General features: G+C 38.3%; 13 protein-coding genes and 4 tRNA genes. 5 read left to right on the top strand and 12 right to left on the bottom strand.

Translation table 11 applies throughout. The features are described 5' to 3' along the window. Window positions 1-101: 101 nt before the first annotated feature. The 7 genes from tuf to B9A18_RS17750 form a co-directional block, all read right to left on the bottom strand. Window positions 102-1,289, bottom strand: a complete 1,188-nt coding sequence (gene tuf / locus B9A18_RS17780) for an elongation factor Tu (RefSeq protein WP_084290896.1) — start codon at window positions 1,287-1,289, stop codon at window positions 102-104. A gap of 118 nt (window positions 1,290-1,407) precedes the next feature. Beyond that, window positions 1,408-1,479, bottom strand: a tRNA-Thr gene (locus B9A18_RS17775). 84 nt (window positions 1,480-1,563) lie between these two features. Continuing rightward, window positions 1,564-1,636: transfer RNA gene (locus B9A18_RS17770), tRNA-Gly, on the bottom strand. 32 nt (window positions 1,637-1,668) lie between these two features. Beyond that, window positions 1,669-1,754 (bottom strand) — tRNA-Tyr (locus B9A18_RS17765). Between the two features lie 41 nt (window positions 1,755-1,795). After that, window positions 1,796-1,868 (bottom strand) — tRNA-Thr (locus tag B9A18_RS17760). Window positions 1,869-2,074: 206 nt separating this feature from the next. Beyond that, window positions 2,075-2,422 (bottom strand): ribosome hibernation-promoting factor, HPF/YfiA family, encoded by a 348-nt coding sequence (hpf, locus tag B9A18_RS17755; RefSeq protein WP_084290895.1) that lies wholly within the window; start codon window positions 2,420-2,422, stop codon window positions 2,075-2,077. Window positions 2,423-2,437: 15 nt separating this feature from the next. Next, window positions 2,438-3,322 (bottom strand): tyrosine-type recombinase/integrase, encoded by an 885-nt coding sequence (locus tag B9A18_RS17750; protein WP_084290894.1) that lies wholly within the window; start codon window positions 3,320-3,322, stop codon window positions 2,438-2,440. 297 nt (window positions 3,323-3,619) lie between these two features. Here B9A18_RS17750 and B9A18_RS17745 point away from each other — a divergent pair, with 297 nt between their 5' ends. Both B9A18_RS17745 and B9A18_RS17740 read left to right on the top strand, forming a co-directional pair. Continuing rightward, window positions 3,620-4,216, top strand: coding sequence for a DUF6436 domain-containing protein (locus B9A18_RS17745; RefSeq protein WP_084290893.1), 597 nt, complete (start codon window positions 3,620-3,622; stop codon window positions 4,214-4,216). Between the two features lie 12 nt (window positions 4,217-4,228). Then, the gene (locus tag B9A18_RS17740; protein ID WP_084290892.1) at window positions 4,229-6,031 is read left to right on the top strand and encodes an ATP-binding protein; all 1,803 of its coding nucleotides are present in this window, start codon (window positions 4,229-4,231) and stop codon (window positions 6,029-6,031) included. Between the two features lie 55 nt (window positions 6,032-6,086). Here the strand turns inward: B9A18_RS17740 and rpsU are convergent, their stop codons facing one another. Continuing rightward, window positions 6,087-6,281 (bottom strand): 30S ribosomal protein S21, encoded by a 195-nt coding sequence (gene rpsU / locus B9A18_RS17735; RefSeq protein ID WP_008243148.1) that lies wholly within the window; start codon window positions 6,279-6,281, stop codon window positions 6,087-6,089. Between the two features lie 155 nt (window positions 6,282-6,436). Between rpsU and B9A18_RS17730 the strand changes: the two genes are divergently transcribed. Further along, a complete protein-coding gene (locus tag B9A18_RS17730; RefSeq protein ID WP_084290891.1) occupies window positions 6,437-6,808 on the top strand; it encodes a hypothetical protein in 372 nt (123 codons plus the stop codon). A gap of 78 nt (window positions 6,809-6,886) precedes the next feature. Here B9A18_RS17730 and B9A18_RS17725 read toward each other — a convergent pair whose 3' ends face one another. The 3 genes from B9A18_RS17725 to B9A18_RS17715 form a co-directional block, all read right to left on the bottom strand. Beyond that, complete coding sequence (locus B9A18_RS17725; protein WP_084290890.1) at window positions 6,887-8,059, bottom strand: acyl-CoA dehydrogenase; 1,173 nt, start codon at window positions 8,057-8,059, stop codon at window positions 6,887-6,889. A gap of 216 nt (window positions 8,060-8,275) precedes the next feature. Further along, window positions 8,276-8,803: an adenine phosphoribosyltransferase gene (locus B9A18_RS17720; protein ID WP_084290889.1), complete on the bottom strand. Its 528-nt coding sequence runs from the start codon at window positions 8,801-8,803 to the stop codon at window positions 8,276-8,278. 2 nt (window positions 8,804-8,805) lie between these two features. Then, a complete protein-coding gene (locus B9A18_RS17715; RefSeq protein ID WP_084290888.1) occupies window positions 8,806-9,714 on the bottom strand; it encodes a ComEA family DNA-binding protein in 909 nt (302 codons plus the stop codon). Between the two features lie 359 nt (window positions 9,715-10,073). Here B9A18_RS17715 and B9A18_RS17710 point away from each other — a divergent pair, with 359 nt between their 5' ends. Both B9A18_RS17710 and B9A18_RS17705 read left to right on the top strand, forming a co-directional pair. Further along, the gene (locus B9A18_RS17710; protein ID WP_084290887.1) at window positions 10,074-11,825 is read left to right on the top strand and encodes a lysophospholipid acyltransferase family protein; all 1,752 of its coding nucleotides are present in this window, start codon (window positions 10,074-10,076) and stop codon (window positions 11,823-11,825) included. Between the two features lie 213 nt (window positions 11,826-12,038). After that, complete coding sequence (locus B9A18_RS17705) at window positions 12,039-13,241, top strand: hypothetical protein (RefSeq protein WP_084290886.1); 1,203 nt, start codon at window positions 12,039-12,041, stop codon at window positions 13,239-13,241. Between the two features lie 94 nt (window positions 13,242-13,335). Here B9A18_RS17705 and B9A18_RS17700 read toward each other — a convergent pair whose 3' ends face one another. Then, complete coding sequence (locus tag B9A18_RS17700) at window positions 13,336-14,532, bottom strand: hypothetical protein (protein WP_084291014.1); 1,197 nt, start codon at window positions 14,530-14,532, stop codon at window positions 13,336-13,338. Window positions 14,533-14,603: the final 71 nt, after the last annotated feature.

Raw genomic sequence — 14,603 nt, 5'->3', positions numbered from 1 at the left:
CTTATATTAAGAATCAGTACTTTTCATTTAAACAAAGTACTTAGGTGATAAAGCCTAAGTACTTTGCTTTATTTATCTATACTTCCCGAAGGAGATATTGACTATTTTACAATTTCAGTTACCTGACCAGCACCTACTGTTCTACCACCCTCACGGATTGCGAAACGTAGACCTTTTTCCATTGCGATTGCGTTGATCAATTTAACACTGATTGTAACGTTATCACCTGGCATAACCATTTCAGTTCCTTCAGCTAGTGAGATCTCACCAGTTACATCTGTGGTACGGAAATAGAATTGTGGACGGTATTTGTTAAAGAATGGAGTGTGACGTCCACCTTCTGCTTTTGACAATACATAGATCTCAGCTTTGAAATCAGTGTGAGGATTAACAGAACCTGGTTTACAAATAACCATACCACGACGGATATCAGTTTTCTCAATACCACGTAACAATAAACCTACGTTATCACCAGCTTCACCATAATCAAGGATCTTACGGAACATCTCAACACCTGTTACAGTTGATTTAAGATTTTCTGCACCCATACCCAAGATCTCAACTGGATCACCAGAGTTGATTACACCACGCTCAATACGACCAGTTGCTACAGTACCACGACCAGTGATCGAGAATACATCTTCAACAGGCATTAAGAATGGAAGCTCAGTTAAACGTGGAGGAATTGGAATGTAGCTATCAACAGCATCCATTAATTCCATGATTTTACCTACCCATTTCGGATCTCCGTTCAAGCCACCAAGAGCCGAACCTTGAATAACAGGGATATCATCACCAGGGAATTCATAGAATGATAATAATTCACGAATTTCCATCTCTACTAATTCTAATAACTCAGGATCATCAACCATATCCACTTTATTCATGAATACAACTAATGAAGGTACACCTACCTGACGAGCCAATAGAATGTGCTCACGAGTTTGTGGCATCGGACCATCTGTAGCAGCTACAACGATGATAGCTCCATCCATTTGCGCAGCACCAGTAACCATGTTTTTCACGTAATCCGCGTGACCTGGACAGTCAACGTGTGCATAGTGACGGTTAGCTGTTGAATACTCAACGTGTGATGTATTGATAGTGATACCTCTTTCTTTTTCCTCTGGAGCAGAGTCAATAGAATCAAATGAACGCGCCTCAGATAAACCAGCATCAGATAACACTTTAGTGATAGCTGCTGTTAAGGTTGTTTTACCGTGGTCAACGTGACCGATTGTGCCGATGTTTAAGTGCGGCTTGCTGCGGTCAAACTTTTCTTTTGCCATGTTTTTATACTTATTAGTAGGTTAACTTTTTATTTATTATTTGTTTTGATACTATTTCAACACGAAAAACCTTGTTCAGCTGCTTTCTACAACAGTTTCACAAAGCATCTCTTTTTTGAGCCAAAGATGGGACTTGAACCCACGACCTCTTCCTTACCAAGGAAGTGCTCTACCGCTGAGCTACTTCGGCTTTTAATCTTAATCTGCAACCCGTTTAACCGAAACAAAGGTTAAACTTCCACGCCTGCAGACTGCCCAGCTTTTTCCATTTTTGAGCGGAAGACGAGGTTCGAACTCGCGACCTATAGCTTGGAAGGCTATCGCTCTACCAACTGAGCTACTTCCGCTTTTGATTGCCAATCTTTCGATTTTAAATCTATGGTGGGGGGAGAAGGATTCGAACCTTCGAAGTCTTGCGACAACAGAGTTACAGTCTGTCCCATTTGGCCACTCTGGTATCCCCCCGCTTTTAATTTGCCAACACCTTACGACATCGAAATTAAAAGAGCCTCCTATCGGAATCGAACCAATGACCTACTGATTACAAGTCAGTTGCTCTACCAGCTGAGCTAAGGAGGCTTATATATACACCGCTGATAAATCAAGCAATGTTTTCTACAATATTAATCTTTCACAGAACTTCTCTCATTCTTGTTAGGCCTACGCCCTCTCTGAATGGGAATGCAAATCTACAAGAATTTCTATATGATGCAAAATTATTTTCAAAAAAAAATTGGCAGAAGTAAATCTGCCAATTTCATATCAAAAAGCTAAGAAATATCTACCTAATAATCAGATACTTCATTTGCATTCAAAAGAATCTTGTGTTCGCTCAACTTAATTCTCGTCTTATCTTTATGTTTAGTGATTTGCTTTCTTAACGACTCTATTGCTAAATCCGTGGCCTCTTCAAATGTTTTACATTGCTCTTTCGCAAACATCGTAACCCCCGGAACGATTAATTTTATCTCACTTATTTTATTTGCCTCATCGTCTACATTTTCTAATTTTAAATAAACTTCACCACTAATAATCTGATCAAAGAACTGATCCAACTTATCAACTTTTTTCTGAATAAAATCTAACAACTTCTGGTCTGCATTGAAATGGATCGATTGAACTGTAATTTTCATGTTTTCCTCCTTTTTTTACGCCTTTGGATGGGCCTGTTTATATATTGTTTTTAATCTCTCGACTGAATTATGCGTGTAAACCTGCGTAGCAGCCAAACTTGCGTGTCCCAATAATTCCTTTATTGCATTGAGGTCTGCTCCTCTATTCAACAGACTAGTCGCATAGGAATGCCGCAACACATGCGGGCTTTTTTTGTCCTGCGTCGAGATAAAGGCCAAATAACGCTGCACAATCCCTCTGATAAATCCAGGATAAGCATCCGCTCCTTTATCTGTAACGATTAATCCCGTCGTTTTGTTATGAAAGTTTTGTAATGTTTTCAGTGAAATATAATTTTTCAACTGTTCTGCCAGGCCTTTACCTATGGGGATGATGCGCTCCTTGCTCCTTTTACCCATTACACGGATCGTTGAATCATAAAAATTAACATCAGCATCCTTAAGTGCCAGCAACTCGGCCAAACGCATCCCTGTACCGAATAAAGTCTCAATAATCAACTTGTCCCGTACCGAAGGGAAACTGTCATCAAACAGCTCTTCAGAATCCAGCAACAGGTCCAGCTTAGTATCCTCTATAAATACAGGAAGTTTTTTAGGAACCTTAGGCGCTTTAACCAAAGCCATCGGACTGGCCGTGATTATATTTTCACGCAGCAGGAATTTATAAAAACTGCGAAGGGTCGATAATTTCCGGCCTACAGAATTAGCAGATACCTCATGATCCATTAAAGTGACCATAAAATCTCTGACATGTACATACTTCACTTCGGTGAGCGACAACTCAAAAGTTTTCAAAATAAAATCACCAAACTGGGTCAGATCAATTTTGTAAGACTGAATCGTATGTGAAGAATATCTCTTCTCGTGCTGCAAATAGGTTAGAAATTGCTCAACCACCATAGAAAACTTGTATTGCTCGTTGAAGTCAAGATACAAAACATAGTTCGACTAATTGTTTTTATTTTAACATAAAATTTAAATTAACCTCAAAATAAGCTTTAACATCAATTAACCAGCTAACCTTCAAATTATTCTCGTATATTAACTATAATTAAAGAGAATGAAACATACTGGCACAATCCGTTTTTACACTTTTAATAAAATATTATCTGACTTAATTTTTATATTTATAATCATATTTAAGAGAACTTGAACTAACCATTCACCGTTTTATTCAAACATTTATAACAAAATTAGATGAAGAAATGGATTGTAATAACCTGGCTAATACTGCTTTTCTCTGCTGTGGCTGCATTGTTTTGGTATAGCGACTGGGTATACCAGCAACCAACCCCCGTCCCAGAAAACTACCAAACAACCAATTTCGGTCAACTTATTACATTAAAAGCACCATTAGCAGCGCTTAAAAACAAACCCCTTTTCCTTCATTTTTTTAATCCTGATTGCCCTTGTTCGCGATTTAATATTAAAAATTTCAAATCACTGGTTAAGCAATATAACACTCAGGTGAACTTCTCAGTAGTCGTGATGACCACAAAAAACTATACCATTGAGGAGATTCAAAAGAAATTTGACTTAAATATACCTGTCTTATTTGATTCCGCCATAGCCACTTCCTGTGGAGTTTACTCTACCCCCCAGGCTGTTCTACTTGACAATGACCATAAACTATATTATAGAGGAAACTATAACAAGAGCAGGTATTGTACAGAAGAAAAAACAAATTATGCAAAAATGGCAATAACAGGTCTGCTAAACGACCATGCAACAATCGCCTTTAACAAATCCGCATTGCAAGCCTACGGTTGCCAACTACCGAATTGCACAAAATAATAGGAATCAAATATGAATAAAGACATTAATGCCTCCAATAACCAGACACGCACTTTCTTTTTTGAGGTTAAGGAAAGATCAGATAGGTTAATGAATTATTTCCTGATTAGCTTCTTTTTAGTTGGACTTATCTTCGCAAGATACTATGACACCTGGTTAATCGGATTTGGAGTGGGAGGGATTTCTTTACTTGCCTATTATTCTACCAAAATAGCTTTACCCAACTCCTCGCTTTACCAATACGTATTAAGTACTGTACTGGGCATCTTTATGGCCCAGTTTATTTATCAGATGCATGGGATGTTTGAGATGCACTTTTTCGCTTTTATCGGTAGCACCATGCTCATAACTTACCAGAAATGGAAATTGCAGATCCCCATACTTATCGTGGTGGTTTTTCATCATACAAGCTTCAGCCATCTTCAAAACATCGGTTTTTCTGAAATCTATTTCAGCACCCAGGATTACATTGATCTCCAAACCCTCATCACCCACCTCCTCCTGGCCTCCGTTATATTTTTCATTTGTGGATTATGGGCTTATCAGCTGGAAAAATATAGCACATTACGGAAGCTGAATGAAGAAGCACTTGATAAATCCAATCAACAACTAAGAAAATTTAATCAGGAATTGGAAGAAGCCCGCCAGGATGCCGATCAGGCTAGTCAGGCGAAGAGCATATTCCTCGCTACAATGAGCCATGAGATTCGCACCCCAATGAATGGAGTGATTGGTATGTCGGCCCTATTGGGAGAAACCCTTTTAACCGATGAACAGCGAAGGTTCAACGAAACAATTAGTACCTGTGGAGAAACACTGATCAATGTAATCAATGATATTCTGGATTTTTCAAAAATAGAGTCAGGGAATCTCGAACTAGAAAGAGAAGACTTTGATTTGCGCCGTTTAATTGAGGATGTACTTGACATTTTTGCAAGTAGAGCCGCACAACCACATTTGAACGTAATTTACCAAATCCAGGAAAATGTGCCACAGCAGATTATTGGGGATCATTTGCGATTGAGACAGATTTTGACCAACCTTGTGGGTAATGCAATGAAATTTACAGAGCGAGGGGAAGTTTGTGTGTTTGTACACTTGGAAAATACCGGACCCGATGGACAAGTATCATTAAGATTTGACATAAGGGATACCGGTATAGGCATACCCGAAGATAAATTAAGCAGGCTATTTAAAGCATTTTCCCAGATAGACTCATCTACTACTCGAAAATATGGAGGTACCGGGCTGGGCCTGGCCATCTCTGAAAAGCTAGTCTGCTTAATGGGTGGGCAAATTTGGGTAGAAAGCACTCCTGACCTAGGTTCAACATTTTCATTTACCATAAATACTTATATTGGAAATCGGAACAGATATACACCCCTTCAGGATGAAAAACTGATTCCGAATAAATTATCAACAAGCTTTAGCAAGAAGTTTCCATTCACTATACTCGTAGCAGAAGATAACCAGATGAACCAACATGTGATTCTGAATATTCTACGTAAAATGGGTTATTTACCTGATCTGGTTAAAAACGGACAAGAAGCGATTGAAGCAGTCAGTCAGAAGGACTACGGTATAATTTTAATGGACATACAAATGCCCATCATGGACGGACTGGAGACCACCCAGATCATTCGCAAGACGGTTATAAAGCAACCTGTTATTATTGCACTTACCGCTAATGCGATGACAGATGACGAGGAAGCATGCATGAATGCCGGGATGAATGACTATATCCGCAAACCCTTTAAACCAGAAGACTTAATGAATAAGCTGGAAAAATGGCATTTAGTCCCCATTGAAAAATAAAAAAAGCGCCACCGAATAATCGATGGCGCTTTAGTATGATAATTAACTATCAGAACTAGATCGTTCCTTCAAGTTGCATATTTTGCTTGTAAATAGCATGTTTAACTAGTGTACGACGAGCTACAGACTTTTTCTCATAAGCTTGGCGGCTACGTAATTCTCTTAACACACCTGTTTTTTCAAATTTCTTTTTGAAACGTTTTAACGCCTTATCTAATGATTCGCCGTCTTTAATATTAATAATAATCATAACGTAAAATACCTCCTCTCGTTGTTTTTAGGACTGCAAAGGTATAGCTTTCATTTGATAATCAAAAGAATATATTACTTTTAATTATTAATAAGCTAAATCGACATACATAAGCTGTTATTTATTTATATTTAAATATCTATATATAGCTATCTATGAAATCTAAAAAACCACTATTCATTGTACTGGGTGTTATCTTCCTCATCCTTGGCGGATTTTTCTACTACCGTTACTACTTTGTATTTGGCGAAGGTGTTAAAGCCGGACAACTCAACTATGTAGTTAAAAAAGGATATCTATTTAAAACCTATGAAGGTAAACTGATCCAGACCGGATTTCGTACCGGGCAGCCTGGAGCTATACAATCGAATGAATTTGAATTTTCGGTGGGTGATAAAGATATTGCAGAGAAAATGATGCTGAACAGCGGAAAAATATTCGAGCTACATTATAAAGAATACGTAAACAGCTTGCCATGGAGAGGTTATAGTCCTTTTGTGGTCGACAGCATCATCTCCATAAAATAATAAATCCGGGTATCGTTAGATACGCCGGACTTACCAGTTTTATATTTGGTTAGAATATTCGTTTTTAAATTGAGCGTACTAGTCTTTCAGTACTTCTCTTGCAATTACTATTTTCTGTATTTCTGATGTTCCCTCTCCTATTGTACACAGTTTACTGTCACGATAGAACTTCTCAACCGGGAAATCTTTAGTATAACCATAGCCACCAAAAATCTGCACTGCTTCTGTCGAACACCTCACAGAAACTTCCGAGGCGAAGTACTTAGCCATAGCCGATTCCTTTGTCATAGGTAAACCTCTATTCTTTAAATCTGCGGCTTGTCTAATCAACAAATCTGCAGCTTCAATCTCTGTAGCCATGTCGGCCAGTTTAAAGCTGATCCCCTGAAAGTTCGCTATCGGTTGTCCGAATTGGTGACGCTCCTTTGCATAAGCAACTGCAGCTTCGTAAGCACCTTTGGCTATTCCCAGCGACAATGCCGCGATAGAAATTCTTCCCCCATCCAGCACTTTCATGGCCTGTTTAAATCCATCTCCTACATTTCCTAAAAGATTTTCTTTAGGAACGCGACAATTGTCGAATATCATCTCCGTAGTTTCCGAAGCCCTCATGCCCAGTTTATTCTCTTTTTTACCGGCCGAGAATCCCGGTGTACCACGCTCTACAACAATTGCAGAAATACCTTTAGAATCGCCTTTTTCACCTGTACGTACCATAACAACTGCAATATCACCGCTTTTACCATGTGTGATCCAGTTTTTAGCGCCGTTAATTACATATTCATCCCCGTCCAGAACGGCCGTAGTCATCATTCTTAAAGCATCGGATCCTGTGTTGGCTTCTGTTAAGCCCCATGCACCTATCCACTCAGCTGTAGCCAATTTAGGCAGCCACTTTTGCTTTTGCGCTTCATTACCAAAAGCCAGAATATGACCGGTACATAAAGAATTGTGTGCGGCAACAGATAAACCGACAGAACCACAAACTTTTGCTACCTCAACAATCACATCTACGTATTCCTGGTAGCCAAAGCCTGATCCTCCATAAACTTCTGGAACCAATACGCCCATCAACCCAAGTTCACCCAATTGCTTAAAAACTTCCACAGGAAAATATTGCGCTTCATCCCATTCCATCAGTTTTGGTCTGATATTTTTTTCAGCGAAATCTTTTACCATTCTTCTGATCATCTCCTGATTTTCTGAAATACTAAAGTTGTATCCCACAGAGTTATCCATCGTTTCTAACATATTTTATTGTTTGAATTTGAGCAATGATAAACAAATAAAATCACAGCTTCACAAGCAAAAATTCGTCAAAAGATAGAACGAAATGGTATTTAGTTCATTAACCTACCCTATCATTTCTGGGCAAAATAAATACAGCACAAAAAAACTTTTATTTTTTTTCAAAAAAAATGCTGAACAGGCTCAAAAAACGAAGGAAATGAAGGAAATCACCGTAAATTAATAAGATGCCAGAGAGAAAATTTTATTGCAATAAGGCTCCAAACGCACTCTTCCGTTAAGGAAATCCAGTCCTATAATGAATGAGTATCCGGCAACCTCAGCCCCTAATTGCATAACCAATTCAGAAGCAGCAACAACAGTCCCGCCTGTAGCCAGTAAATCATCATGAATCAAAACTTTTTGTCCGGCTACTAAAGCATCCTCATGCAGCTCTATCGTTGCCGATCCATACTCAAGGTTGTAAGTCTGCTGTACAGTTTTGTAAGGGAGCTTACCGGCTTTCCGGATGGGTACAAACGGGACATTTAAAAGCTGTGCCAATGCCGGGCCAAACAAAAAGCCCCTGCTTTCTATACCTGCTACCACATCTATTTCAATGCCCTTTAGCTGCGCAGCCAAAGCTTGCGCGATCTCCAGGCACAATGCAGCGTCTTTAAGTATAGGGGTAATGTCTTTAAAAACGATTCCGGGTTTAGGGAAATCATATACATCCCTTACAGTTGACTTTATTTTTGATTCGATCATAATTAAAATTCAAGATAGGCAGCCAAACGATCAATCGTTTCCTGGTTTAAGATGGCCACTTTATTTAAGTCTGCAAAATTACTATATTTTCCATGTTGTTTTCGATATTGTATCAGTGCATTTACCTGCTTATACCTGATGTAAGGATGATTTTTAAAATCATCAATCTCGACTGTGTTGATATTTATCTTTTTTATTTTAGATGCATCAACGATTATTTGGTCCTTAATTTCAATATACTTTACAGAATCCAGTCCAAATACTTCCATCAATTGCTCTTTTTTATAAAATCCCCCTATTCGTGCTCTGTACTTCACAATACGATTTGCAAAGGCCATCCCAATTCCTTTTATCTTATCCAGTTCAATTGTATCAGCTCCATTAATCTCAATGATTTCAGACTTAGCTTTTACCAAAGACGATTTAGTATACGCTTTAGGCTTGATATCCGAATAATCCACATTAGGGGGAACAATCTTAACATAGGGCTCCAGCTGCACATACATTTGTTCAGTTATCGTATACATTTTGCGCAAATCTTCCTTAGTCCTGAACTGGCCACCTTTAGCTCTGTAGTTCAAAATAGACCGAGCCTGTCTGGCAGATAGTCCCAACCGTTCCCATTCCAACTGCCCAATCGTATTCGGATCAAAGACAAAGCGCACAGCTTTCTTTTTAGCTACATCTTTACCATTGCCCTTATTTACTGTTGCCTCAGCGATCTTCTGTTTATCTTCAAGAGCCAGTTTTAAAACCGCAAGTTCATCGGCTTCAGTAATGGGTTCTTCCGACTTTATTAAACCATATATATAAGGAAAAATCATCATAAGTAGAATCAAACCCATCAAGACCATTAAACCATTGAATTCTCTTTTGGTAAAACTAAAATAGGTAATCAGCCATCTCTTCATAGGCCAATTTAACCAGGATATTTAAGAACAACCAACCCACCATGCAAAATACTATTAGTTACTTAGGATTTACCGGAACTTTGCTCCGCCCTTAATGAGGCTATGGGTCCCGGCAAGAACTCATCAACACCCGGCCAACCTCCCAGAAATTATAAGGAGCAGCACCTTTTGCTAACTCCAGCATATATAGCGTGAAGCTTTAGCCCCTATCTAGAAACAGGCTATGCGGAAACCGCAATGATTTTATACATCAGGCCCGATTATACAATAACCCAATGTTATATTTTAAGCAGGTAACGAACTTTAAAAATATAAGTCTTATTTTTGAAATTGCTTTACAATTCATTAATCCAATTTAAATGAAGATCATAACTACCAAAGAGTTTGCAAAGGCCACTAAGATAGATAAGTTAGGGGTACCCGGATTAGCGGCTTTGCTCATGGAGATGATGAAATTAAACGACATCAACAAAGTCTTTTCTCAAAACGAGCACTTTAACGGGCTCGAATTTGTTGACAAAATATTAGAAACTATAGGGGTAAGCATAGATTTTGATGAAGATGATCTTAAAAGCATACCTAAAACAGGCGGCTTTATTGCAATTGCCAACCACCCTTACGGAGGAATTGAAGGATTGGCTCTTGTAAAACTATTATGCACAGTAAGGCCCGAAGCCAAGGTGATGGTTAATTTCATCCTTAAAAAAATCCCGAATCTGAGCGAGTTCTTTGTTGCGGTAAACCCTTTCGAAAACGTTCAACATACGTCCAGCATAAGTGGATTAAAAGCAACTTTTGATCTGTTACAAAATGGAATTCCAATCGGGATATTCCCTGCAGGTGAGGTTTCGACCTTTAGTTTAGATAAACAAGAAATCACGGATCGCATATGGCACCCTGTAGTTGGTAAATTAATAGCCAGAGCAAAAGTGCCGGTTGTCCCAATTTACTTCCATGGTAACAATGGGGTATTGTTTAACATCCTGAGTTTTATTCACCCTACCCTCAGAACGGCTAAGTTGCCATCAGAGTTTTTAAATAAACAGGGACTTAAAATAAAGGTCAGAATAGGCAAGCCGATCAATATCGAAGACATTTCGTACCGGAACAATACCAACAAATTACTCGATTTTTTAAGGGCCCGCACCTATGCACTGGGTACCGGACTGGAAGAAGAGAAGAAATTGTTTAACCCTATCAACCTTTTCAAGATTAAGAAAAAGCCGGAGCCGATTATCGAGGAAACAGATCGCAATGTGATTGTTGAAGAGATTGAGGGACTGGAAGGCTTTAGGGTTTGGCAGGAAAAGAATTACGAAGTATACATTGCGCCAACAGTCGCCATCCCAAACATATTAAGAGAAATTGGTCGCTTAAGAGAGATCACCTTTAGAGAAGTTGGCGAAGGGACCAATAAAAAGATCGACCTAGATAATTACGACATTTACTACAATCACCTATTTATATGGGATAAGGAACTGCAAAATATTGTAGGTGCTTACCGCATTGGTAAGGGCGATGAGATTTTAAATACCATGGGTCGCAGGGGATTTTACCTTTCTGAACTGTTTAAAATTAAAGAGCCATTCTATCCCTTGCTACGAAAAGGTATTGAGCTTGGTCGTTCATGGATCAGAAAAGAATATCAGTTAAAGCCATTACCCTTATTCTTACTATGGAAAGGTATTTTAAAATACCTATTGGATAACCCACAGTACAGATATATGTTCGGACCGGTTAGCATCAGCAACAACTTCTCTAAGTTCTCTAAATCGCTGATTGTTGATTACATCACTAAGAATCACTTCGACTACGAGCTGGCACATTATGTAAAGCCCAAAAACAAGTTTAAAGCCGATTTATCTGCCATTGATAAAGATCTGCTCGTTGAAAGTAGTGAGTCTTTAAAAGACCTGGATAGCTTAATCTCTGATATTGAAAACACCCATATCAAGATTCCTGTTTTATTAAGGCAATACATGAATCTGAATGCAAAAATCATTTGCTTCAATATAGATCCGAAGTTTTCTGACTGTCTGGATGGCTTCCTGGTTGTTGATATGCAAAACATTCCGGCGGAAATGCTGGAGAAGGTAGGAAAGAATTTTTAAAACAAAAAGCCACGACATCCATCGTGGCTTTTTGTTATCAACTAAACCTAAACTTTATAAATACTAACCAAATATTTATGTCACAAAAGTAAGGTCATCATGTTAAGGGCTTGTTAATTGTTCATTATGATAAAAAGTTTTAAAGACTAAAGCTTAATATACATTCTATGTTAATTCTATGTATATTTAATATGAATATAATATTAACCAGCTATGAACCGTCTGCTCAAAATATTCGGTACGCTCTGCCTGCTTCTGATCATGGAACAATCCTATGGTCAGGCCAAAGGGTATAACATCAGCTTCGAGTTTTATAACGACACCTTCAACCTCAATATAGACTCCTCCATTATTGTAAGCAATCAAAAAACGCTTTCAGAACAAACGGTTAAATCTTATTATGCAAAACTGAACAACGGAAAGTACGGCTCTGTTGTAGATACGCTGTTGTCTTATAAAAAGAAACACCAGCTAAATGACTGGTTATATTATCAGCTCATCCGGAAAACAGCTCAGGCTATCAGTCCGAAAAAGGACAACTACGAGCGCTATACCTTTTACAAATGGTTTCTGTTAGGCAAATCTGGTTATGATGCCAGGTTAACAATTGCCGACAACAGGATCATCTTCTATGTATATAATGATGAAGATATTTCGGACATTCCTTTTGCCATGTTTAAGGACAAAAAGTACATGTGTTTAAATCACCATGATTATGCCTATGCTGACCTGAATAAGGTCCCACCTTACAACATGATCAGTATGCCGGAAGCTAAGGGTGCCTTTTCTTATAAAGTGACCAGGATGCCCGACTTTAAACCGGAAGACTATTATGAAAAGCAATTACAATTTAGCTATAAACATAAAGTTTATCACTTCAACATTAAACTGAATACGGATGTAGAGAATATTTTTGTCAACTACCCGGTGGTAGATTTTGAATCGTACTTCAACATTCCATTGAGCAAAGAGGCTTATGGTTCATTGATTCCTTTGCTTAAAAAGAACCTCAACGGCATGAAACAAAAAAAAGGCATAGATTATTTAATGCGCTTTACCAGGTATGCTTTTTTATATGAAGAGGACGATAAAAACTTTGGCAAAGAGAAACGGCTTTCCCCTGAGGAAACACTATTTTCTAAGTATAGCGATTGCGACGATCGCGCTGCCTTGTTCTTTTACCTGGTTAAGGAAATTTACGATCTGCCAATGATCGCGTTGTTATACCCAACACACATTACTATGGCGGTACAATTTGATAAACCGATAGGTACCCCTATCGTTTATAATGGAAAAACATATTCTTTTTGCGAGCCTACACCTCAAAAGGAGAATTTAAGTATAGGACAGATCTCAACGAATCTAAAAAACTTACCTTATAGGGTGGTGTATGCCTATGAACCTGGTCTTAAATAACACAGAGTTACCGCATTTGTTATAAACCAAAACAGGCTGCCTCAAGAGGACAGCCTGTTTTACAATTGACTTCTTTAAATAGAAATCTTAAATTCTATAAGTTAGCTAATAAGTTCACACCATCAACTGTAGCCCATTTACCAGCAGCAAGAGAAGCTCCTGTTGCAGTAGTATTTACACCCCAGTTGGTACCAGGGAAGCTAGCAGCTGAAACTGTAAAACCTGCACCACCTGTAACGAAAATATTTGGCGTGTTGGTAACTTTAACATTCGTTAATTTGATTTTACCCCCAACTACCTGATTCGTATAGGTAGTTAAATCCAATATTTGAACAGCACCACCGTTAAAGGCAGTAGGAGTTGTTTGGTTAACATATCCATCGATTACGATATTGCTATAGTCACCATTTCCTTCTTTCTTAAACTGGATAGCATCTAACTGAATTTCACCTTGTCCTTCTGTTGTTGTACCAGCAGCTCTTTTTAAAGTGATATTAGTAACTTTTGGCCAAAAAGCATTGTTTACACTTTTTGCTTCAACTTCCATTCCATAATTAGCAACACCAGTTTGATATGCAAACCAGTTTGTATTGTCCTGGCCTTTCCAGCCATCTTGCCAGTCAAACGCATCATCCCCATTACCATAAGAAATTAAATTCTTTCCGCTAACGGTACCACCGTAAAACTCGAAACCATCATCGTTACCTTTATAAGAAACAAGGTTTTCAAGTACAGTACCAGATCCTACTGAATAGAAAGAAAATCCGTTATGCTCTTTTGTTTGTGATGTGATTACTTGTCCGGCATATTCTACTCTTACATATTTTAAAGAACCACCATTGTGTGCGGCGTTTGTTCCACCATAACTTAAGCTTAACCCATCTTCCGAAGTTGCAGATGTAGCTGATGAAAGACCCACAATCGGAGCATCACCATACATAATAATACCTGCCCATGATCCAGCGACTTTTGATTTTTCAGTGAATACGATTGGCTCATTAACTGTACCTTCAGCAATTAATTTACCACCGTTTAAAACGACTAAACCTGTTTCACCATTTGTTTTATCAGCAGTGATGGTAGATCCTTTTTCAAATGTTATGGTCACACCTGATTGGATTTTAACCATTCCTTTTAAAGTGTAATTGCCATAAGCAAAAGTTTTACTGGTTGTAAGGTTTCCACTGATTTCGCCTACAACTGGCTCTTTTATAACTGGCGCATCATCATCGCTTGAACAACCTGTGAAAATCGATGCTGAAATTGCAATTGCAAATAATACTTTTTTCATTTTTAAAAGATTTGTTTTCATTTCTTCAAATTTAATTCTTCAATATTTTCAATAGGTTAATTTTACTTTAC

This window comes from Pedobacter nyackensis (assembly GCF_900176505.1).
Taxonomy (GTDB): Bacteria; Bacteroidota; Bacteroidia; order Sphingobacteriales; family Sphingobacteriaceae; genus Pedobacter; species Pedobacter nyackensis.
This window is presented reverse-complemented; position numbering and strand designations above follow the sequence as displayed.